Consider the following 20,982-nt stretch of genomic DNA (forward strand, 5'->3'; position numbering starts at 1 on the left):
CCAATACGCTTATTTATTAGCTCATTAACCTAATAATCGTATCGTATTTATCCAAAAAAGTAAAGATGAATAGTAAAAATCACTCTAATTATACCGTAATTACGCAGATAAACAACCGTTTATTGCAAAATTTACTGATTTGCCGTATATTATTAATACTATGTTTACATTTTTTAGAAAGCAGGTTTTTATCTATGGCTTTAACTGATCGGCAACAGGCCGCAATGGCGCATTACAAGGGACCGGCGCTGACACTCGCCATCCCCGGAAGCGGCAAGACGACCCTGTTGCTCCACCGACTCATCCATTTAACTGAAGAAAAAGGCGTTCCGCCTCATCAGATACTGACACTCACTTTTTCCAAGGCTGCGGCCAACGACATGTCGGCGCGCTATACTGAAAAGTTTGGCGACGTCTACCCGCACCGGTACGCATTTATGACCATTCACAAATTCGCCTACGCCATTTACCGCGAATACCTCAGTAAAACCGGCAAAACGGCGACGCTTATCGACGAAGGGCAACAAAAATACAAACTCCTCGCACAAGTCTTTAAGAAACATCAGCATGCGCCGCTGTCAGACGACGACTTCGAAACGCTCTCCAGTCAGATTGGCCTGATTTATAACTTGATGTTGAAAGAAGGCGACCCCACTCCTGTGGAATTCGCATGGACCAACATTTTCGATATGGCGAGAGATTACCACCTGTATAAAAAACAGCACGGATTATTCGATTTTGACGACATGCTTGCAGACGCCATTAAAATACTCAACAAAAATCCCAACTGGCTGAAAAGCCTGCGCCACAAGTACCCGTTTATCCAAGTAGATGAAGCACAGGACACGTCGAAACTCCAATACGCTTTAATTGAAATGTTGCTGACAGAAGAGCAAAACCTCTTTATCGTCGCCGACGATGACCAGTCCATCTACGGCTTTAGGGGGGCTTTCCCGGACTATCTGTTGTCTTTCCCCAAGCGATACCCTTCGGCAAAGCAGTATCAACTCGCCGAAAACTTCAGGTCCGATGCCAACATCGTTAAAACCGCAGAGGCGATTATCGGACAAAACGCCAAGCGCTACGAAAAGGCGATGAACCCGACAAAGGCTCCTGAAAATCGGCTCCCGGTCAAAGTATTCAGCGATGTGCACGCCCGTAACGCCTACTTGGTCGATACTTTCCGAGACGGGGATAAAACCGGTGCCATCCTGTACCGAAATAAAGTGTGTGCTCTAAGTGTCGTCGACGCACTGCTTCAAGAAGAGGTGCCTTTTGCCATTAAGGATTCGCCTGCGCACGAACTCAAACACTGGCTGCTCGTCGACATCCTCGCCTTTTTAAACTTAGCCCTCATTCCGCAGGATCTCGAGAGCTTTTTAAAAATCGCCTATAAGACCAACGGGTTTATTTCAAGGGAAATGCGCCAATACGTCATCGACAACCACCGCGGGCGCAACGTATTCGACGTCCTCGTAGAAATTCCTTTTCTCAAGGACTACCAGACCCGCACACAGGAACGCCTTAAAGAGGATTTTGAAACACTTGGACGCATGCGCCCGTTCGACGCCATTCACTTTATCGAAACAGAACTGGGGTATCTCGACTACCTCAAACAAAACACCAAGCGCCTCGGTGTCACCATGAACTTTTCGAGAACTCGGCTCGACGCCTACAAGGCGATTGCCAAACCTTTAAAATCGGGCTTCGATTTTATCCAGCGCATTGAAACACTGAAAGAAGCTGTAGAGCGTCTCTCATATGAGACCTCTGCTCCGCTGGTGCTCACCACCATCCACGGCTCCAAAGGGCTTGAATTTGAATCGGTGCATATGATCGACGTCAACCCGCAGATATTTCCGGGTTTCGTCGAAAACGCGCTGGAAGAAGAACGTCGACTCTTTTACGTCGGCATCACCCGTGCCCAAAAGCACTTCGAAATCGACCACTGTGAGTTTATCAACGGCGCCTACAACCCGGGGTCAAAATTCGTCGAAGAACTCCTGAGCCAGCCGCTCGCCGACCACTTGTTTAACAATGTCACTGGAAAAGCCGCGACTGAATAAAAAGCGGCACAATTTTCCGTACAGTTTGTTTTTATAGGCGTAATCGCTTTCAATCAGTGCCCAGTCGACAGACAGGGTGCTGATTTTTTTATTCAGAAGCTGTCCGGCGCGATCGCGTTCGTCAACCAGTTCCTCTTCTTCTGTTAAATCGGCAATGGCCGCTTCTATTACCGCGTCGTCAATGCCCTTTTGTCTGAGCTTCATTTGAAGTTTGTACTTGCCGTAACGACTTTGCGTCGACTCGATGTAACGCATAGCATACGCCGCGTCGTCGACCCACTGTTTATCTTTCAAAAACGCCATCACCGCTTCTGCGGTATCAGGCGCCACTTCTTTGTCTTGTAACTTGGTGCGCAGTTCTCGCTCAGTACGCGCTTTTAGTGACAAATAATAAAGCGCTAGATTCAGCGCTTTTTCATAAGCTTTATCGCTCATGTGACCTCCTGTTATTTTTCGCGTTTGTGCTCTATGCGGATTTCGACCCAATCCACCTCCACGAGATGCCCACTGCCGAGGCCAAACGGGTGCATCATAAATCGCACCGAGTCTTTGTCGAGTTCGTAGCTGTTCAGCTTGTAGGCCTTGCCGTCGATGCTGTAAAACATCTGACTCGACCGCGTATCAAAAGTGACTTCTTCATCAAACCACGTGTCGTAAACCGGACTGATTAGCACAAAGTTGTCGTTGTAAGACCAGTCGGCTGCGAGAAATCTGAAGATGTCCCGACCGGGCCGTTCCTGCTTGTTCGTCAAGTCGTAAGAATACTCTACGAGGTATACGCCGTCGCCGAAGCCCGTGGTCCAAGAACCGTCTGTTTTTTCAGGAATCAGTTCCGTTGCATCGGTTTGATACATCGAGATGCCCCCTGCAAAAGACTCCACACCGTGCTTTAAACGCACCCGTCTTTTAAAGACGATGACATCGCCCTCATCCACTTCTATGGGCATACTGAGCATATAGGGCATTTGCCCGGTTATGTCGCCTGAGAGGCGCAATATACCGTCTCTTATATTGACCAGTCCGTAGTCCCGTTTGTATTGCTCCCAAGGGCTGACAAGCCAAAAAGAACGGTCGATTTCCTCGTCGAAATCAAAGCGGTAGACATCCACCGGCTCCTCGGGTTTTTCCATTGTAAAAATGCTGTATACGATTACCAGTATAACGGCTACCAAAGCCCCTACAACGATTTTCTTCATATAGCCTCCCCGCCTTTAATGTTGTCGGCCCGTTCGATTGTGTTCGAACTCCTCGAGGCCGATGACAAACTTGTATTTGGGATGTACCTTTTTAAAGTTGAGCTCAAAGACGAACTCTATAGCGTCGGCAGAATGCCACGAAATCGTGATATCGCGCACCCATGCGGACATTTTGGTCTCTTTGAGTCGATTGAGCAAAACCCCTTTCAAATGGTGCAAATCGACGAAATTCTGAGGAGTCTTTTTCAAGTAGTGAAAAATGCTCATCAGTATTGTCGTCCGAACGCGCTTAAAAATTAAAAACTGTCGAATGCTCTTGACGAATTCCACTACGATATAAATGCCAAGTGTTACAAAAGATGCAATGAGTACATTCATCAACATAATTCTATCCTTTCTCGCCGGGGCCTAAAACATGTCCTTTAAGTACCTTGAGCTCCGAGTCTGTCAAATGGCGCCATTTGCCCTTCGGCAACTCTCCCAGCACGATATTTAATACCCGAAAACGCTTTAGGCGAACCACTTCATAGCCCAACGCTTCGCACATTCTGCGAATTTGCCGGTTGAGCCCCTGCGTCAATATGATTTCAAAGCTGTATTTATCAATGGGTTTGACTTTGCAGGGCCGCGTAACGGTGTCGAGTATCGACACGCCGCGACGCATGTGTTCAATAAAAGTATCGTCATAAACGCGGTTGACCTTTACACAATACGCTTTTTCATGAAAGTTTCGCGCCTTGAGGATGCCGTTGGCGAGTTCGCCGTCATTTGTGAGCAAAATCAAGCCTTCAGAATTCTTATCAAGACGTCCCACAGGAAAAATCCGAACGGGATAGCCGATGTAGTCGACGATGTTGTTTGGCACCTCTTTAGACGCCGTGCACTCCACCCCCACCGGTTTGTGAAAAGCAATAACAACTTTTTCTTCAATAGGGGTCAAGCGCTTGCCTTTAAAAAACACGTCGTCACCCGGTGTCACCTGAGTCCCCAAAGTGGCAACGCACCCGTTGATAAGCACCTCACCCGCTTCTATGTGACGGTCTGCGGCACGCCTAGAACAGACGCCAGCTTCACTTAAGTATTTGTTAATCCTCATAGAAGCTCTCCTAAATTTAATAATTTAATGGACACCGTGCCGTCCTCGTTGTTAAATATCTCTAAGTTTTCCTTGCGCGCCATGTACGCATAGGGCACGACGATTTCCACGCCACTGGACGTCTTGATTTTATGCGTCCGCTTAATTTTACTGCGCTGCGACTCCGGCACTTCCCAAGGGGCCTCATCGATGCCCTGCTGCTCGATGACTTTCGTGTAGGCCTCTTTCTCCGCTTCAGTTTCAAAGCACTTTTCGGCGATGACCTTTGTGTCTACATGGCCGTAATAGTCGATCATATCTTCCACTGCGGCTCTTACTTTTGCCGTTTCCACAAGCGGGTCGTCTTTGAACTGCTGCACGATTTTCTCCGCCGCTTTCGTCGCTGTGTTAATGGCGCGTTTCGCCGTCATCACTTTCGGCGTCCCGATGATACATTCTGAGATATAGGCGCATCGCTTTTCGTCTAAGGTCACTTGCTTGTCTTTAATGTACGCGGCGCGTTCTTCAAGCCCCACGACCAGCCCTTCTTCGATTTTCTGCGTCATCGGCGGCAATATTGTCTGATGCAGAACCAGTTTGTTGGTGATGGCGTTGGCCTCCATCTCAACAGTATGTGAAAACGACGGCTTGTAATTGAGCTTCAATGCGGCGACGTACTCGGTCTCTCCGCGGGAAAACAGTACACAGACCAAATCGCACGGCTTGATATCCGGCGATTTTTCCATGGCGTCGATAAACGCATCTGCCAATTTGAGAGAAACGGTTTTAAAGTCCTCTGCCGCCATTATCTCCGACAGGTTAGAACCTTCGGGAATCGGCGTTTTACCGATTTCGAGGCCCTCGAAAAAAAGTTCTATATGTCGCGTTAAATAATCTTCCACATCGCCTTCAACCGCCATGGGATTCTCTGAAAAAATTTTTGTACCGGTGGTTAAGTCCAGTATATGTGTGTACGCTTCTATAATTTGTACGGGTTCCATTCCCTGTCCTTCCTCATGTTATTAGTCAAGTGTACTGTCTCGTGTTGCGAACGCTACAGGACATCCTTTTATAAGTTTCTTAATACTCTTAAGCATAGCGAATTTATAGCGAGATTGCAAGCGCCGTCTTTCGATATTAAAAGAGCTGAGGCAATGTCCTCAGCTCTTTTGGTCTATTGCGTCGCCTACGCGTTGTACACCGCTTCAAACGCCGGCAGATTTTCCAAGAAGACCTCCACCAAAAACGGATCAAAATGCGCACCGGCACCTTCTTTAATAATGTTTACAGCCTTTTCAAAGGAAAAGGCGTCTTTGTAGACGCGCTTCGACGTCAAGGCGTCAAAGACATCTGCTATGGCCACAATTCTCCCCACCAGCGGTATGGATTCGCCTCGAAGGCCCATGGGGTAACCGGAGCCATCCCATTTTTCATGGTGAGACCGAGCGATATTCTCCGCCGTTTTAAAGAACTCCGGATCGAACATCATGAGCCCTTCGCGCAAATCCTGAAAAATATTGGCGCCGACGGTGGTGTGGGTTTTCATAATCACCCATTCTTCCGGTGTGAGTTTCCCCGGTTTTTTTAAGATGGCATCTGGGATGGCCACTTTTCCGATGTCGTGTGAAGACGCGTGGCGTTCGAGATCCAGTATATCGCGTTCGGTGAGCTCATAACCCACTTTGCGCTTGCGCTTAATGCCTTTTGCCAGCAGCACGCAATACCGCACCATGCGCTCGATATGCTCTCCTGTAGACGTGTCTTTTCCCTCTACAAGCGTCGAAAAACTGGTGGTGATCTTCGTCAAAATAATCTTAGTAAAGTAAGCTCTGTTGAGAAGCGGGGCAATTTCGTCCACAATGGCTTCACCTGCTCTCAGTTCGGCTTCGCCAAAGAACCCCGTCTCCGTTGAACTGAAAAACAGCATCCCAAAAACGGCCTGCCCCATTTTCAGCGGAATTACCATATTGGAGTTCATCCCCTCTTTTCGGAGCAACCCCAGTGTCGGACTCTTGGGCTTACGGTCATAAGCCAGTGAAAGATCTTCTTCCATGGCGGGACGCCCCGTCCGAATAATCTCCTTGAGCGACGTGGTGGCAATCGACTGTTCAAAGCCGGCACTTAGATAGAGTCGACCGGATTTGACAGTACTGTGCTCGGCGATAATCTTACCCTTGTTGTAGTCCACAAAAGCGATACCCAGCCGGTCGATGGGCATCTTCTCCTGTAATTTTGAAAACAGAACTTCAATAACATCGTCTACAATGTAACATTTGGATACAATATCCCGAATCTCCTTAGAAAAGCGCCTTTCCTCAATGACATTGGAAAACACTGCCACCATTTTAACCTCTTCGTCAAAATACGGCTTGATTTTAGGCAAAGTGCTTCTATCGTAAGTGCGGTTCGAAATTACCGACAACCCCTGCATCATAAAGCGAAAGTCTCTGTCCACGTAGCGCATGAGAATAAACCCGAGGAGTATCAGCAGCAAAATCAACAACGTGACCACGATATTGACAATTAAAGCCACGTCTCTCACCATTTGGTTTTCCAGTGCTTTTTCGTAAAAGGCCAGTTCTTTAAGTTGTGTCTCCTGTGTTTCATAAAGACTGTGCAGCAGCTCCGGGGACAGCGTCTCTATAGAATCGGCCCCAATGGTCTCCTCAATGGCGCGTACGGTGATGTCCAGTTCTTCTAAAATCCCCTCGATCTCCAATACATTTGTGTCGTGCCGCCTCAAGCTCAATTTTTGGATAGTATCAAGGTTTTCTTTCAATGCCAGATAGGCGTCTTCGAGATTGTCAGTTGCGCCTTCTATAATCCCTGTATTGCGCAAATAGGCTTCCTCTAATGCGGTGTTCAGCGGCGTCGACTTATCCACCACCTGTCCGTGGATGTTCTTCATGACAGCGACGGGCAGACTCAATTTTGCATGCGCCACCATGCTCTCGTCAACAATATTCCGATTGATTTCGGAATACGCTTGAATCTTTGGCACAAGGAAAAAATTGAGACCAATTGCGGCAAACGATGCCATAATGATTATCATTAAACTCAATCGAATCAAATTTTTAAACTGCTTCATATCGTTTCCCTCATAATTGCTCCCAGCGGGGTCCGTCGCGCCCGCTACTGGGAAAAGTGTTTCTCGTAGACGCGCATGACGTCGTCGAGATTTTCAAAAAACACGTCGACCAAATAGGGGTCGAGATGACTCCCCGCGGCCTCACGTATAATGGTTAAAGATGTTTCAATATCAAATGCCTTCTTATAAACGCGCTTACTCGTAATCGCGTCGAACACATCGGCGATGGCGACAATGCGCGCACTGAGTGGAATGGCTTTTCCAGCCAACCCCTCAGGATACCCGCTGCCATCCCAACGCTCGTGGTGATAACGCGCGATGTCTTCTGTCATCTTGTAAAACTGAGGGTCAAAAATCTGTAGCCCCTCTCGCAAATCGCTGAAAATATCCGAGCCGATTTCTGCGTGGGTCTTCATAACCGTCCATTCGCTCTCGGTGAGTTTCCCCGGTTTTTTAAGGATTTCATCCGGTATCCCCACTTTGCCAATATCGTGCGCCGACGCGTTGCGCTCGATGTCCAGTATAAACTTATCATCGACTTCGTACCCCGCTTTCGGACGCTTTTTTAGCCCCGAGGCAATAATCACCGAGTACTGAACCATGCGCGCAATATGGTCGCCGGTTTCATTGTCTCGTTGATCGACGAGGGATGAAAAACTGTGGGTCATCTTGGTCAAAATCACTTTTGTGAAATACGATCGATTGAGAAGTCCCTTGACGTCGTATATAATTTTCTCGCTGAGGTGCATATGATGTGCGTTAAAGTAATGCGGCTTTTTCGAGCTCAAAAAGAACATGCCGAAAACGGCGCCGCCCATTGTCATAGGCAAGATGAGATTTGAGCGTATGCCCTCCTCCACAAGGGCATTTAAAGGGGCACTGTGTGGTTTTTTCTCCAGCGCCACAGAAAGATCGTCTGTAATAGCAGGACGCTTGCTCTCGATGATTTCATAGAGTGAAGTGCCCTTGAATCCGATTTCAAATCCGGGGCCCAATAAGATTTTACCGTAATTGCACGCCCCGTACTCCGCCATAATCTTTTGACGCTTGTAATCTACAAAGGCAATGCCCACTCGGTCGACACCGAGGTGTTCGTTGAAAATCTCAAAGAGCTTTTCAACGGCATCGTCGACAATGTAGTGCCCAAGTAAGACATCTCGAACTTCAGAAGTAAGTTTGTTTTCCTCAAATACCTCTGCAACCAATGTCTGTACTTTTTCTTCTTCAGCAAACATGGGCTTGATGGTCGGGAGGGCGTCGTAATCGTACGCATGATTGCGCAACGCTTCATAACTCTTGGTCACAAACTCAAAATAAGCGGTCGTTATCCTGAGGACGACGGCGCCAAAGAGGAGAACCGCCAACAGCAGACAGGCTGTTAAAACGTTTTGGCAACCTTCGAGAAAACCGTATACTTTTTCTTTGAGCTGATTGTAATCTGTCGCCGTGGCCTCAAATGCCACCTCCACATCTGCATGCGCCGTATCTAGCGACGGGCTTTTAAATGCCGCGAGCTCTGAAGATTCCACCTCTTGACGAAGATGATTCAAGGCGACTTCAATATCGTTTGCGTAGGCGTTTTGTCGATCAAATTCCACCCCATAGAGTACCGCAAGCCATTTTCTGCTGCGGTTCATCCGGTTGTGGTAAGTGTCGAGCGCTTCTTGGGCGCTATCTATTGAAACAACGGCCTCCCCTTTTAAACGTCCAACTTCGCCGGATAAGGCTAGAGAAGGTTCGAGGCGATTCATATGAATCGCCATCGCCTCGAGACCGTCTAGTGCACTTTCTGCTTGTGCTAAGTATGCTGCAATGGCTTCTTTCGTCGCCATATTTTCACCGTCAATCTCCCTGACTTTAGGCAATACCCTGAAATTGACGACACCTGCCAAAAAACCTAAGATAAATATGCCTATCAACGTGTTTTGCGTTGTTTTCCTTAAATGAACCATGCGTGTGCTCTTCCTAAGACAGCTGTTTTAAAACATCCTTTTAAAAAGACATCTTCCTGTCATCTGACATTATAGCACAGCATGAAACTGTATACCAGCCGATTACAATTCTATAATATCCTCAAGGGATTCTGTGAAAATCGTCACGAGTTCAGGGTCAAAATGCCGCCCCTTTTCCCGATTGAGATAATCCAATGCTTCTTCTACTGTACTCGCTTCTTTGTAGACGCGCCTATGTGTCATGGCGTCGAAAACATCGACGATAGCAAGCATCCGTGCATTGAGCGGTATAGCCTTCTCAGAGAGGTGGTCCGGGTAGCCGGTGCCATCGTATTTCTCGTGGTGCCAATGGGCAATTTCAGAGGCCACCTTTAAAATTTCCAAATTAGATTTTGACAAAATCTTGTACCCGATAAACGCGTGCGACTGAATGACTTCGTACTCGCTGTCGCTCAAGCGCCCAGGCTTTTTCAGTATGGCGTCGGGAATGGCAATCTTGCCGATATCGTGCATGGTACTCGCAATTTTCAAAATTTCAGCTTCTTGAAAACCGAGGTCTAAACGCCTGGCAAATCGGTACATCATCTCAGAGATGCGCTTAACATGGCCGCCGGTTTCTTCAAAGTGGCTCTCGACCACTTCCCCTAGTGTAAAGATAATTTCCTTTTGTGTCGAAGAAATCAAATTGTTGAGGATAAAGTTGTCCAGTGCCACAGAGTAATTTGCCAAAAACAGCTTGATTAACTCAAAATCGTAAATTTCATGGTTGCCCTCGATAAAAATATAGTTTTTCATGTGCTTATTGCTGTGGCTACGTATTAGAAAACCTTGTTCTACCGGTATGATTTCTATGCCTTCATCAGACGCGTTTCTTATGAGCTCACCGACTTCTCTCAAGTCGTCCACCTCAAAGATCGGCTTCCCTATGTAGGAGGTGTATTTCCCAGTTGCCGCCACAATCATCGGGGTGTCCTGATCACTCAACGTCACGAAGCCCGAATGACTGCGCACATACACCATTTCGGTATAGTCGTAATAAAAGCCAGAAAGCTGAGATAAAATACTCGTCAAAAACGCATTTAACGAATTGTGTTTAAACAAGTTGGCACTGGTTTCTATAATCTTTTCTAGACCCATTTTATGCCGATCGATGCGCTTTAAGTCCCTGTAGCCCCTAAGTGCCGTATAAAGCGTCGTAAAAAGGCGTTTTACGGTCATTTCCGTCTTGAGCCGATAGTCGTTAATATCGTATTTTTCGATAACCGTTTCCTCCGGCGCCTCACCGGGCTGACCGGTTCTCAACACAATGCGCGTTAGACGATTTTGAAGTGTCGACCTCAAGACGTCGACGACTTTAAGCCCGGCGTCGACATCTTCCATAACCACATCTAAGAAAAGTACCGCCGTGTCCGGATGCCGCTTGAGAAGCTCTATAGTTTCAGCCCCTGTGTACGCATCGATAAAGGTCAACCCGTGGTCTTCAAAAACAAAGTCTTTCAAAATCATCTTCGTAATCGTGTGCACTTCTTCATCGTCATCGGCAATCATAATTTTATAGAATCCCCTGTATGTCTGCTCTACTGTCGGTTCATCTTTTAAAAAATCCAGCTGTCCCATACTTTATGCCTCCTCTGATTCGAACACGATCTCAAAACGTGTTCCTTCACCTTCTGTGCTCTGAACCTCGATGCTTCCGTCGAGCTGTCGCTTCACGATATTGTAGACGACATTTAACCCTAGACCACTGCCGCCGTTGCCGCGATTTGTTGTAAAGAAAGGGTCGTAAATCTTATGCAAAATATCTTTTGGAATGCCTTTGCCGTCGTCGACATAAGTCATCGTCACACGGGTACCGTTCTTCGTCACGCCTATAATCACTTCGCCACCACGCGCCTCTCCAAACCCGTGGATAATGGAATTCATAATGAGGTTCGTCAAGATTTGTGAGATGGCGCCCGGACGGGTAACAACAGTCAGCGCGTCATCGCAATCGATAACAAACCGATGCCCGCCGCCTTTATACGCATGTTTAAGGCTCAACAAAATCGTTTCAATATACGTTTTTACGTGGACTTCTGTGAGATCGTCCATGTGTTGGTCAATGGCGATGGCTTTAAAGCTCTTAATCAAATCCGATGCGCGTTTGAGGTTGGTGTTGAGAATAACCGCTGTTTCCTCCATTTTTTCCACATACGCCAGAAAATCACTTTTGGTAAGCGCGCCTTCTTCATACCGCTTCACAATCCGCTTGTTTGTCGATTCCATAAAAGACGCCGCAGAAACCGAAACGCCCAAAGGGGTGTTGATCTCGTGGGACACGCCGGAAACAAGGCTCCCCAAAGACGCCATCTTTTCTTTTTCAATCAATTCCACAAGCGCCTTTGAGAGCGCTTCGTTTTTCTCATTAATCAGGTGTTCAAGGCGCATTTTTTCGGAACTGTAGAGGCTGTTGAGCATTTCCTGCGTCTCTACCAACTTCGTCACATCGACATTGGTACCCAGAACAAACTCCACAACGCCTTTTCGGTCGAACTTCGGCACCCACGTGACGTTGTAGACCCCCCGTTTGCCATCGGCATGTTGGTATTCAAACATGAAAGTTTGCTTTTCAGGGATCGCCTGAAGCGCTTTGAGGTTTTGTTTTAACGGCAGGAGTTGTCCATTGTCCGACACCAACTCAAAAAAATTCTGACCGACGACCGTCTCTCGCCGAACGTGAAAACGCTCTTCAAAACTCTTGTTCACCGACAGCAGCGTCCCGTCCAATTTAAAAGCGTAAATCATATCGTCTACGTTTTCTACGAGTAAGCGGTACTGAACCTCTTTGTTGGAAATTTCTTTAAAAGACTGATTGAGGTGCACCGACATGCGGTTAAAGGCCTCAATCAAATCCGACGTTTCCTTGTAACGGACTTTATCGACATGTATTTCAGAGCCCCAGCGGCCTTTGCTTATCGCTGCGGCCATTTGCGTACTGTCTAAAATCGGCTTCAGAATTCGAGAGAGCATGTAGGACCCTATTGAAGCCCCCACCAAAAGCAACCCTAAGATAAAGAGACCTACCACCCACTGACGGGCTCGAATATCGCCGAGAATCACCTCTTCCGGTATGACGACAGCAACCTTCCAATTTAAATTTTCAAGTGCTTCAATGTTTTTGATGCGGACAAAGTACGTCTGTCCCTCGATGTCGATCTGTGCGGCCTCATGATAGGCGACATCGGTGCTGTTAAAATAGCTCATAGACGCTCTAATCAAAGTGTTCCCGCTGTCGAGTGCGTAAACGAGATCCCCCTCGCCACTTGCCTCGTCTATTGTAGCGGTTTCTCCCTCTGACGATTGGGCGATAATCTGATGTTTCTCGTTGAGTATGTAGACGACCCCTTCGCCGATTGAGGTATCGTTTTTCAAATAGTCGTGAATACCCGAAAGCTTGATATCGACACAAACGACCCCATTGACTTCACGTGCTTCGAAAATAGGCATCACCGCAGAAATGGTCGGTGCCATCTGTTCGTCCATATTGACGTACACTTGACTCCATTGCCACTTATCGGTATAAGTTGCCGCCGTGTACCACGGCCGAATGGTGGGGTCATACCCCTCAAGCTCTGCGACAACTGTATCTGAGATCGCAAGACCGTCGTAAATTCTCAAGTAAGGCGCTGTGCGCGCGTCCTTAAGCATGACGCTAAAAGAGGCGTCGTCATTCTTGCGAACGCCTACAAAGCGTTTATCTGCATCGCCGTAACTTACTACGCTCAACTGAGGCAACGAACTGTGCACTGTTGTAAACACATTCGTCATCATCTGCTGCATGCTGCTTAAATCATCGGCGCGGTCATAGCCCTCGTAGACAATTACTTCCCTTAGCGTTTCTCCCAGTGTCATCGGTGCTCGAAAAAACTCTACGAGACGCCCTTGAGAATGGCTGGCTATTCCATCTACAACTTTTGACCCGCCGTTTTCAGATATCCAGTCGTAATCTTTTTGCCATACCACCATCAAAGCGGCGAGCATAAGCAATGCAACGGCTATAAATGCCCTGATAACGGCTGTCTTTATCGACCTTCTCTTCATGGTTCCCCCCATAATTGTTATAGATAAACTCGCACTAATAGATATACCCTAGTAAATACACGTCAAACCATCTAACCCTTTGTACAAACCCCTTTTTAATTTCCAAATAATATGATATAGTTTTATAGTATTCATGTTATAATTAGAGAGTTACTAAAGGTACAGCTATACCGTATGGGAGGTTTGCGTTATGAAAGCAACAGGCATCGTAAGAAAAGTCGACGAACTCGGAAGAGTTGTCATTCCAATTGAGTTGAGAAGAACACTTGATATGGAAATCAAAGATGCACTTGAAATCTTTGTGGATCAAGATCAAATCATCCTAAAAAAATACCAGCCGTGTTGCGTCCTTTGTGGCGAATACCGCGACACAGTTTACCTTAAAAACAAACTGTTGTGCAAAGATTGTGTGGACGAGATAAAAGAACAGGATTAATCCTGTTCTTTTTATGTGCCCAAATCACCAACACTTAAGTATGTTACAACTTTGCACCCTCTTTAAGCCGTTCACATTCCACAGCTGTCAACCACAATGCGAACCGTTTATTAATTTCAAACAGTACACTAGGCCCCTTCACCAATTGATGCCACAACTTTGCCACCTACATGGCCTTCTGACAAGGTCTCAAGCCACTTGGGAATCTCCTCAAACCTCACCTGCTGCTTAATCACCGGCACAATCTGCCCGCTGTCTGCCAGCATTTGAATGTGCTCCAAATCCTCGGTGTTGGGATGAGCCATCAGCACTTGAAAAGACTGTCCCCCCTTATGCGATATAAACCGACCGAACACAGCAAGCCACAACAGTTGCCCCACCGATTGACCGCCTATGAGAACAAAGCGACCCTTTGGCGACAGCAACTTCTTATAAACGCCTATTTTATAGTAGCCGTTAATTGCCAATACCACATCATAAGTTGCCGCTATATTTTCCAGAGACGCTTCAGTATAATCGATAACCGCATCCGCCCCAAGCGCTTTGGCCTGATCGGCATTTTTGCCACTGGTCACAGCCGTTACACATGCACCCATGGCTTTCGCCAACTGTATGGCGTAGCTGCCGACGCCACCTGAAGCGCCGACGATTAAAACGCTTTCACCTGCCACAGTACACGCTTTGTCCCTTAGCGCCTGTAATGCTGTCACTGCCGTCAGCGGCAATGCCGCCGCCTCGAGCCAACTGAGCGTTGCCGGCTTCAGTGCCAAATGCGCGGCTTTTACACAAACGTACTCGGCAAAGGTGCCAAACCCACTACCGGAGGCGTCACAGTACACGGCATCGCCGACTTTAAAGTGTGTAACCCCCTCCCCCAGCGCTTCAACAACGCCGGCGGCATCGGTACCTTTAACCTTATCTTTTGGGGCCATCACCCCCGTACCCAACCTCATAATAAACGGCGAGCCCGTTAGCAAACGCCAATCCGGTGCATTTAGAGATACCGCCTTTACCCGCACCAGCACTTCCCCGGCTCTCGGTTTTGGAAGCGGTACTTCTTCAATTCGCAAGTTGCTGGCCGTACCGTATTTTTCTTGAACGATGGCTTTCATCCTATCACCTGCTTTCTCAATCCATAGGGACTTATGGTATTTATACACCGCGTTCTACTCGACCATTCATCGTAATTGTCGAAACAGCTGTAGACGGTGACGCTTTTAAATTCATTTACAAACACACTTATTGAGCGGCGCTATATAAAGTCGTGTATCTTATCAGTTAGGCACTCGATGCCTTTTTTTAAAATATAGATTTAGGAATGTTATGCCTATAGCCAATGCGGCATATGGGAGAGATGCACCCTAAAAAGTGTTACACTCTAGTTTGGGCTGTCTGTACCTTACAATAACAACTGGGTATTTCGTACTGCCTAAGATAGCGGCAACCAAAGGAAGGGCACTTCCTACAACCGATAGTCGCCTCATTTTGAAAACATGGGGGTAGAGCATCCTTGAAACCAACACCTCCAATTAAAACAACTTTTAGAGAACATCATACTTTTTAACATCTTCTACCAATTACATTTCATCACATTGTTGTGAACCGTCAATTGCCGACACACACCAATCGCCAAAGGGACTTTGGAGAGCGGCGGAAAGATGCTGTAGGGATATGATATGGTTCAATGAAGAGATTCTAGCTCCAAATATTAATCTCATCAAGTTCAACGCCTTTAACGCTCTCTTTTTACGCTTCAAGAATTCTACGTATCATTTGCGTATCACGTTTTGACGCATTTTAAAATGCCCCCTCGCATGCTCTTCGTCCACTTCCCTTTGAAATGCTGGATCGACCATCAGAAGCGCTTCTCTCTCATTGTCCATAAACCCATTTTCCGTTAAAATCGCTGGCATATTGGTGTACTTTAGCAAATAGAACGGTGCCTCTTTGATGCCGCGGCTCTTTTGCGGCGTACCCATAGCCATCTGTTTTAGGACATAACCGGCAAGGCAGCGTCCTTCTTTTGAACCCGGATTGATATAGATCGTATGCCCTTCGGGGTTATAACCGCTAAATTTTCCGTCATAGGCGTCATAGTGTATTGAGACATAAAGGTCTGCCTTCTTCTTGTTCGCTACCGCCGCACGCTGTTTTAACGGCGTATCCTCATCGGTAAGTGCGACGATAGAACATCAAAACCACACCTCAAAAGCGCTTTTTTAAGCAATGCAACAACAGGTGTTTTCTTTGGTACAAGCTCCTCCTAGGGCTTTTATTGTTGGTGTACGTTTCCCTAGTGTCTTTGCGCCATGGCCATCGTCAAGTGCAATTTTTCTTTTCATTCTTGATGTCTCCTTCCCTTTCATGTGAAGTTCATTTTCAAATTAAATATTAAGTTTTATTAATATGTGTAAGATTTCAGCGAGTCATTCGTTTTTATTGTGAAAGGAGGTTTAACGAGCTGCCAGATTATTTAAATTTTATTGTGTAAAATGTAAAAACTAAATAGGGAGGAATCCATTATGAAAAAGATAATTAGTTTGTTTTTAGTCCTAGCAATAAGTATGTTAACAATTCCAGTACATGCGGTAGAAAATAATACTTCAGATATGAATATTTTAGAGAGTCAAGTAAATGCTGATGGAGAAATCATAAAGGAAATATCAACGATTAATGGCGTATATTACTACTTTGAGAAAAGAATTAATGAAACCATCTCGATTGAATTGTCAGAAAAGACGGCTAAAGTGTATGTCCGTGATTTAAGTAACACTTCAGAGGTTAGTGTTGGAACAGTAGACTTAAAAGATGTTAGAACGAATCCGTTGAGAGAAATAAGAAAAGTGAGTAATGACTTAAAATATGGCAATATCGTATTGGAAGCAAAGCCCTTGATGGAGTTAGGGATTGAACAAATAGAATCTGTAAATGAGGAACATAGTGTAAAAGGGTTTAGATCTAGTGTACTGTATCGTTGATGTTCAATTAAAAATGCCGGAGAGTCTGTATCAGTGCAAGGCAAATGCGACGACAATGCGGTACATTGCCGAGAGATTTTAACGCCACAATGATGCGAAGTAGATAAACAGTTTTTTAATGACGAACGATACAGTACACTAGGAAGTTTGGTATTATCTTATTATAGGGTGAGAAACAATAATAATAGGTAAAAATGTGGATATAGGCTCCATTATGAAAGGTTTTTGTTGAAAGTATTGAGTTAAAGCAAAAAAGAAGAGCTGGATTTCGGTATGTTGTGAGCTCCGATAAACACCCAAGCTTAGAAAAGGGGGATAATTATGAAGAAACAGATACTTTTTTGCATCTTTGGGGCTTTTATTATAATTATGTCAAGCTATATTGTATATAATATTCTTTTGGATTATCAAATAAATAAAGTGGTTGACTTTAAAGACAATTTTGATGCTGTTGAAAAGATAAAAATTCATGATTATATAGCAAATGAAAATTATGAGATTTCTGATTCTAGGGAAATTGCCGAGATGTTGGGATCGTTTAAGATATCGACCACTTATCCAAATAAAATTAAAAAGAAAGTAGTCGATGAAAGCAATAGTGTTTTAAATTTTAAAGTAGAGTGCTTTAGTAGGGACAAATTACTGATTACAGCATATGTTTATAAAAGTAATCAAGCAATTTATTACAATGATAAGTTCATTAGCTATAACCATAAAGGTAAGGAATATGTACTAATTATTGAGAATCGTTTATGGGCGGGAAGGGGCTGTCGGAAAATAGATAGCCAAAAAAATAAAAAAAATTAAAAAACAAAAAGAAAATCCTCCTGCCCATTACCGTCACATCAAAAGCTGACTTAATGAGGAAAAAAGTAGTGGCACTACACGTTTCGATATTGTGTAGTGCCACTACTTTTTTTCATAAAGCACTTGCACATTGTGCTTTATTATTTGTGGAAACTGCGTAATTAGACATTGCCTCAAGTTTATGTGAACAAAAGTTCGCCGGCCTTATAAGCCACGACGGCACCGGTCTGCTCAAACATCCCCCAGGCACCAATATACGCGCAGCTGTCAATCAGTTTAGGCGCTACAAGAAGGTCTATGTCTTTCGTTATGACCTCATCGCCCCTGAACACAATCCTCGTGCCCTTTGTCTCCCCTACCCTACACCTAATCTGCTCCGCCGTGTAGTATTTAGGGGTCTTTAAAAGACCGAACCCTGTGCGCAGGTCTTCCCCTGCCTCCCATATGTTATGAGAGTTTTCCCGAATAAACCGGTCGACCTTATCAAGACTCGGGTACGTGCCGGTTTTGGATTTATACCATGAAAAAAGTGTGCCAGAATCCCCGCGACAACGGGACAGGTTGAACTGGTACCCGGTCTCTCTTTACCGCCGATTACCGGCAGTCTCGCCACCGTTTTCACTTTGCCAAACCCATATGAGCTATACCAGAGAGGTTTGTCATATTTATCAACAGCGCCGACCGCACACCACCAGTCGGTACGCGCCGCATAGCTTTCCCCTTTATCGCCATAGTTACCGGCGCTCGTCAGCATAAATACCTCGACCTGCTCACACATTGGGCCATTTCCTAGGGACTCAATAGCATAAAATAAGGACTCCACAGTATTCTCCGGATGGGTTTGTTCTCTCCATACATTTCAATTAATACAAGTTTCATTGTCTTCTCCTAAAAGTGATTAAAAGGGCCCCTTTTCCGCCTTACTTGCCGCCCTTGATTTTAGCCGCATCCACCAGCCCCTCGCCAATAATATAAGCAATAAGCGTAGAAGAGGAGGTAATAACAGCAAGCACCTGTTCACTCGTCACTTTGTCAACCTTGAAAGCAACCAGTAGCGCCATCACAGCCCCGGTTACCGCCGTCCAAAACTTGCGGCTTGTCAGTTTTTTTGACGTATTTACTGCAGATATCTCAATATTATCCGTGAAATTTCTGAGAAAGGTTGCGTTTGAACGACTCGAGAAAGATCGCATTGAGAAATTATCTTTTTTTTTAGAGGAAAAAGGAGTAACACAAAATGAATACAACCACATACTAATTGATTTTGAAAGTAAATTAAAGGCATCCAAGCCGCGTGCCATAGGTTTTCCAGTTTTTTTTGCTTTAACTTTTTCGATACTACTAGACAAGTTCTATACAAAGCTATTTGATATAATCAATCCTAATGATGTTACATCACTTTTCGATAGTACTATCGTTATAACAGTACTTCATTTTATATCGTTAGGTTTATTGAGTTTGCTCTACTTTTCAATACGTAATTTTTATGCAGAGATTAAACAGTCAGAATATAACTCTTATAAAAAAATATACGCCTTACTCAAAAAAGCTGCTCCAACTCAAAGAAAAAGAAGCATGTATTTTGAGTAATATTTAACTAAAACCATAAAAAAATCCCTCCACAGCGTTGGTGCGCTATAAAGGGACTGTCACATCAAATCAATAAATGATTCAATGCGCCTTAGATAAATCCAGTATAGCATCTTTCCATCGTTTCTTCAACTTCGTAATGAAAAGGAGAAACTATGGCCACAAAATGTATCAAAAACGGTAATCAGTATTGGCGTCAGATTGTGACCTATGGTCGCAAAGCTGACGGGAAATTGCTGAAAAAAGAGTTCCTAGGAAAAACTAAAAAAGAACTTGCATCCAAGCAAAAAAATATTTGAATCTCATCTTGACAGTGGGCTTTCTTTCGAAGAAGCATCTGCACTTTTAAAAAAGCCCTCGCCCCCCGTTTTAACACCACCTAAAACGGGAGAGGAACGCTTGCTTGGGGAAACCCTTAAGAGTTGGTTGTTTGACGTCAAACACGTTTCTGACAACGTTAAAGCATCAAGTTTTTCACGCTACGAAGGGCTGTATCGGCTTTACGTGAAAGATAGGCCTATCGCATTACTCCCCATTAAAACGATTTGCAGCGGCATTACAACTACTTATATGAAAAAGAGGGTAAAACCTACGGTGTCCTCAAAGAACTAAATAAGCTGCTCAAAGCTTTTTTCAATTATGAAATCGCACAAGAACGCCTTTACATCAACCCATGTTCAAGTAAAAAAATTGCGATTCCCGGTGCATCAACCCAAAAAAAGCGTACTGAAATCATGTCTGCTGATGAGCTCAAACAGTTTATCCAGGCCCTAGATGGTAAACGACTCGAAATGCTATTCTTATTCGGTATAGGCACTGGAATGCGCATCGGTGAACTCTTGGCTCTTAAGCTACAAAATCTCGACGTAGAAGGCAAATCAGTCGATGTCGTCGCTACACTATACGAGTGTAATGTCTTTGATGCAGATGGAAACAAGACCTTTGAAACCATGAGAAACTCGACAAAGAATCGACAGTGCCGAACAGTACCGATTCCGTCGAATCTCATTCCAAAGCTCAAATCGTACCTACTTGCCCGTAAAAAGTACAAACTAAAACTTGGTCGTGCCTTTGAGAACGCTTCTTATGTATTCCCCAATGCCGTTGGTGGCCCCCTAAGTTACAGCAACGTCCGGAAACAGTACCTTAAGATTTTTGAAGAGACGGGGTTACCGTATAGACGAATTCACAGCTTACGCCATTCTTACGCCTCCATGCTCAACGAAAATGGCGCCAGTATCGTCAACATCCAAGAGCTACTTGGCCATAGCGATACAAAAACTACCGAGATCTATATCCACACTTCCGACGCATCAAAACGCCGGGATGTCGACACCCTTTCTATCCTCTAAACGGTGTCCCCTTTCCACCAAAACTCAAAAAACGGTGGAAACAAAGTGGAAAAGTTCGACCAAACAACATTAGTGATGCCTCCGGCATCCCTAACCGCTTTTCACTGACAGCTTTCCACGTTGAATAGTCGCGGTAAGCTTTTCGGCTCAAATCTTGTTGTCAAATAAAAAACGCCAATGCTGTAAAAGCATTGACGTTACTGGTGTGTGGTGCACCCTACAGGATTCGAACCTGTAACCAACGGATTCGAAGTCCGCTACTCTATCCAATTGAGCTAAGGATGCAGAAGTGATTACCCTCATTATTTTACCATGTTCATCATGGTATGACAAGTTTTATTAAAGATAAAATTAAAGCCATA

20 protein-coding genes and 1 tRNA gene are annotated in these 20,982 nt (G+C 45.2%); 7 read left to right on the forward strand and 14 right to left on the reverse strand.

Annotated elements, in window-relative coordinates; translation table 11 throughout:
* Positions 1–194 precede the first annotated feature (194 nt).
* Complete coding sequence (locus tag ACR6HW_RS08265; RefSeq protein WP_455730668.1) at positions 195–2,066, forward strand: ATP-dependent helicase; 1,872 nt, start codon at positions 195–197, stop codon at positions 2,064–2,066.
* Here ACR6HW_RS08265 and ACR6HW_RS08270 read toward each other — a convergent pair.
* From ACR6HW_RS08270 to ACR6HW_RS08310, 9 genes are all read right to left on the reverse strand, one after another.
* A complete protein-coding gene (locus ACR6HW_RS08270; RefSeq protein ID WP_455730669.1) occupies positions 1,983–2,501 on the reverse strand; it encodes a regulatory protein RecX in 519 nt (172 codons plus the stop codon). The two genes, ACR6HW_RS08265 and ACR6HW_RS08270, sit on opposite strands and share 84 nt — an antisense overlap.
* Before the next feature lie 11 nt (positions 2,502–2,512).
* Entirely contained in the window at positions 2,513–3,262 is a 750-nt protein-coding gene (locus ACR6HW_RS08275; RefSeq protein ID WP_455730670.1) for a hypothetical protein, read from the reverse strand.
* Positions 3,263–3,277: 15 nt separating this feature from the next.
* Positions 3,278–3,646, reverse strand: a complete 369-nt coding sequence (locus ACR6HW_RS08280) for a hypothetical protein (protein ID WP_455730671.1) — start codon at positions 3,644–3,646, stop codon at positions 3,278–3,280.
* A 4-nt stretch (positions 3,647–3,650) separates the two neighbouring features.
* On the reverse strand, positions 3,651–4,358 hold the full coding sequence (locus tag ACR6HW_RS08285; RefSeq protein ID WP_455730672.1) for a pseudouridine synthase: 708 nt from the start codon (positions 4,356–4,358) through the stop codon (positions 3,651–3,653).
* The gene (locus tag ACR6HW_RS08290) at positions 4,355–5,338 is read right to left on the reverse strand and encodes a nucleoid-associated protein (RefSeq protein WP_455730673.1); all 984 of its coding nucleotides are present in this window, start codon (positions 5,336–5,338) and stop codon (positions 4,355–4,357) included. Before ACR6HW_RS08290 ends, ACR6HW_RS08285 begins: the two co-directional genes overlap by 4 nt.
* 185 nt (positions 5,339–5,523) lie before the next feature.
* Positions 5,524–7,425 (reverse strand): HD domain-containing phosphohydrolase, encoded by a 1,902-nt coding sequence (locus ACR6HW_RS08295; RefSeq protein ID WP_455730674.1) that lies wholly within the window; start codon positions 7,423–7,425, stop codon positions 5,524–5,526.
* Positions 7,426–7,469: 44 nt separating this feature from the next.
* Complete coding sequence (locus ACR6HW_RS08300; RefSeq protein WP_455730675.1) at positions 7,470–9,377, reverse strand: HD domain-containing phosphohydrolase; 1,908 nt, start codon at positions 9,375–9,377, stop codon at positions 7,470–7,472.
* A gap of 102 nt (positions 9,378–9,479) precedes the next feature.
* Positions 9,480–10,994 (reverse strand): HD domain-containing phosphohydrolase, encoded by a 1,515-nt coding sequence (locus ACR6HW_RS08305; RefSeq protein WP_455730676.1) that lies wholly within the window; start codon positions 10,992–10,994, stop codon positions 9,480–9,482.
* A 3-nt stretch (positions 10,995–10,997) separates the two neighbouring features.
* Positions 10,998–13,457, reverse strand: a complete 2,460-nt coding sequence (locus ACR6HW_RS08310; RefSeq protein WP_455730677.1) for an ATP-binding protein — start codon at positions 13,455–13,457, stop codon at positions 10,998–11,000.
* 190 nt (positions 13,458–13,647) lie between these two features.
* On the opposite strand from ACR6HW_RS08310, the gene ACR6HW_RS08315 reads away from it, so the two are divergent.
* On the forward strand, positions 13,648–13,893 hold the full coding sequence (locus ACR6HW_RS08315) for an AbrB/MazE/SpoVT family DNA-binding domain-containing protein (protein ID WP_455730678.1): 246 nt from the start codon (positions 13,648–13,650) through the stop codon (positions 13,891–13,893).
* 128 nt (positions 13,894–14,021) lie between these two features.
* On the opposite strand, the gene ACR6HW_RS08320 is transcribed toward ACR6HW_RS08315, so the two are convergent.
* The 3 genes from ACR6HW_RS08320 to ACR6HW_RS08330 all read right to left on the reverse strand — a co-directional run bounded on the left by ACR6HW_RS08320 (position 14,022) and on the right by ACR6HW_RS08330 (position 16,235).
* The gene (locus tag ACR6HW_RS08320) at positions 14,022–15,005 is read right to left on the reverse strand and encodes an NAD(P)-dependent alcohol dehydrogenase (RefSeq protein WP_455730679.1); all 984 of its coding nucleotides are present in this window, start codon (positions 15,003–15,005) and stop codon (positions 14,022–14,024) included.
* Between the two features lie 657 nt (positions 15,006–15,662).
* Positions 15,663–16,079, reverse strand: coding sequence for an N-acetylmuramoyl-L-alanine amidase (locus ACR6HW_RS08325; RefSeq protein WP_455730872.1), 417 nt, complete (start codon positions 16,077–16,079; stop codon positions 15,663–15,665).
* 33 nt (positions 16,080–16,112) lie between these two features.
* Positions 16,113–16,235: a hypothetical protein gene (locus ACR6HW_RS08330; protein WP_455730680.1), complete on the reverse strand. Its 123-nt coding sequence runs from the start codon at positions 16,233–16,235 to the stop codon at positions 16,113–16,115.
* A gap of 180 nt (positions 16,236–16,415) precedes the next feature.
* Here ACR6HW_RS08330 and ACR6HW_RS08335 point away from each other — a divergent pair, with 180 nt between their 5' ends.
* Both ACR6HW_RS08335 and ACR6HW_RS08340 read left to right on the forward strand, forming a co-directional pair.
* Positions 16,416–16,871: a hypothetical protein gene (locus ACR6HW_RS08335; protein WP_455730681.1), complete on the forward strand. Its 456-nt coding sequence runs from the start codon at positions 16,416–16,418 to the stop codon at positions 16,869–16,871.
* Positions 16,872–17,192: 321 nt separating this feature from the next.
* Positions 17,193–17,678 (forward strand): hypothetical protein, encoded by a 486-nt coding sequence (locus tag ACR6HW_RS08340; protein ID WP_455730682.1) that lies wholly within the window; start codon positions 17,193–17,195, stop codon positions 17,676–17,678.
* A 920-nt stretch (positions 17,679–18,598) separates the two neighbouring features.
* Here the strand turns inward: ACR6HW_RS08340 and ACR6HW_RS08345 are convergent.
* Positions 18,599–19,027, reverse strand: a complete 429-nt coding sequence (locus ACR6HW_RS08345; RefSeq protein ID WP_455730683.1) for a hypothetical protein — start codon at positions 19,025–19,027, stop codon at positions 18,599–18,601.
* 396 nt (positions 19,028–19,423) lie between these two features.
* Here ACR6HW_RS08345 and ACR6HW_RS08350 point away from each other — a divergent pair, with 396 nt between their 5' ends.
* The 3 genes from ACR6HW_RS08350 to ACR6HW_RS08360 are packed head-to-tail and all read left to right on the forward strand — an operon-like array spanning position 19,424 to position 20,620.
* Positions 19,424–19,567, forward strand: coding sequence for a hypothetical protein (locus tag ACR6HW_RS08350; protein WP_455730684.1), 144 nt, complete (start codon positions 19,424–19,426; stop codon positions 19,565–19,567).
* Positions 19,542–19,880, forward strand: coding sequence for a hypothetical protein (locus ACR6HW_RS08355; RefSeq protein WP_455730685.1), 339 nt, complete (start codon positions 19,542–19,544; stop codon positions 19,878–19,880). Before ACR6HW_RS08350 ends, ACR6HW_RS08355 begins: the two co-directional genes overlap by 26 nt.
* The gene (locus tag ACR6HW_RS08360; protein ID WP_455730686.1) at positions 19,814–20,620 is read left to right on the forward strand and encodes a tyrosine-type recombinase/integrase; all 807 of its coding nucleotides are present in this window, start codon (positions 19,814–19,816) and stop codon (positions 20,618–20,620) included. Before ACR6HW_RS08355 ends, ACR6HW_RS08360 begins: the two co-directional genes overlap by 67 nt.
* Before the next feature lie 208 nt (positions 20,621–20,828).
* Here the strand turns inward: ACR6HW_RS08360 and ACR6HW_RS08365 are convergent.
* A tRNA-Arg gene (locus ACR6HW_RS08365) sits at positions 20,829–20,905 on the reverse strand.
* Positions 20,906–20,982: the final 77 nt, after the last annotated feature.

The organism is Fusibacter sp. JL298sf-3 (assembly GCF_053842995.1).

Bases quoted from the DNA above. Each gene is read 5' to 3' on its own strand.
- ACR6HW_RS08280 (WP_455730671.1), bottom strand. From the start codon at position 3,646: ATGTTGATGAATGTACTCATTGCATCTTTTGTAACACTTGGCATTTAT.
- ACR6HW_RS08290 (WP_455730673.1), bottom strand. From the start codon at position 5,338: ATGGAACCCGTACAAATTATAGAAGCGTACACACATATACTGGACTTA.
- ACR6HW_RS08265 (WP_455730668.1), top strand. From the start codon at position 195: ATGGCTTTAACTGATCGGCAACAGGCCGCAATGGCGCATTACAAGGGA.
- ACR6HW_RS08295 (WP_455730674.1), bottom strand. From the start codon at position 7,425: ATGAAGCAGTTTAAAAATTTGATTCGATTGAGTTTAATGATAATCATT.
- ACR6HW_RS08300 (WP_455730675.1), bottom strand. From the start codon at position 9,377: ATGGTTCATTTAAGGAAAACAACGCAAAACACGTTGATAGGCATATTT.
- ACR6HW_RS08310 (WP_455730677.1), bottom strand. From the start codon at position 13,457: ATGAAGAGAAGGTCGATAAAGACAGCCGTTATCAGGGCATTTATAGCC.
- ACR6HW_RS08270 (WP_455730669.1), bottom strand. From the start codon at position 2,501: ATGAGCGATAAAGCTTATGAAAAAGCGCTGAATCTAGCGCTTTATTAT.
- ACR6HW_RS08320 (WP_455730679.1), bottom strand. From the start codon at position 15,005: ATGAAAGCCATCGTTCAAGAAAAATACGGTACGGCCAGCAACTTGCGA.
- ACR6HW_RS08315 (WP_455730678.1), top strand. From the start codon at position 13,648: ATGAAAGCAACAGGCATCGTAAGAAAAGTCGACGAACTCGGAAGAGTT.
- ACR6HW_RS08305 (WP_455730676.1), bottom strand. From the start codon at position 10,994: ATGGGACAGCTGGATTTTTTAAAAGATGAACCGACAGTAGAGCAGACA.
- ACR6HW_RS08335 (WP_455730681.1), top strand. From the start codon at position 16,416: ATGAAAAAGATAATTAGTTTGTTTTTAGTCCTAGCAATAAGTATGTTA.
- ACR6HW_RS08285 (WP_455730672.1), bottom strand. From the start codon at position 4,358: ATGAGGATTAACAAATACTTAAGTGAAGCTGGCGTCTGTTCTAGGCGT.
- ACR6HW_RS08275 (WP_455730670.1), bottom strand. From the start codon at position 3,262: ATGAAGAAAATCGTTGTAGGGGCTTTGGTAGCCGTTATACTGGTAATC.
- ACR6HW_RS08340 (WP_455730682.1), top strand. From the start codon at position 17,193: ATGAAGAAACAGATACTTTTTTGCATCTTTGGGGCTTTTATTATAATT.
- ACR6HW_RS08330 (WP_455730680.1), bottom strand. From the start codon at position 16,235: ATGAAAAGAAAAATTGCACTTGACGATGGCCATGGCGCAAAGACACTA.
- ACR6HW_RS08350 (WP_455730684.1), top strand. From the start codon at position 19,424: ATGGCCACAAAATGTATCAAAAACGGTAATCAGTATTGGCGTCAGATT.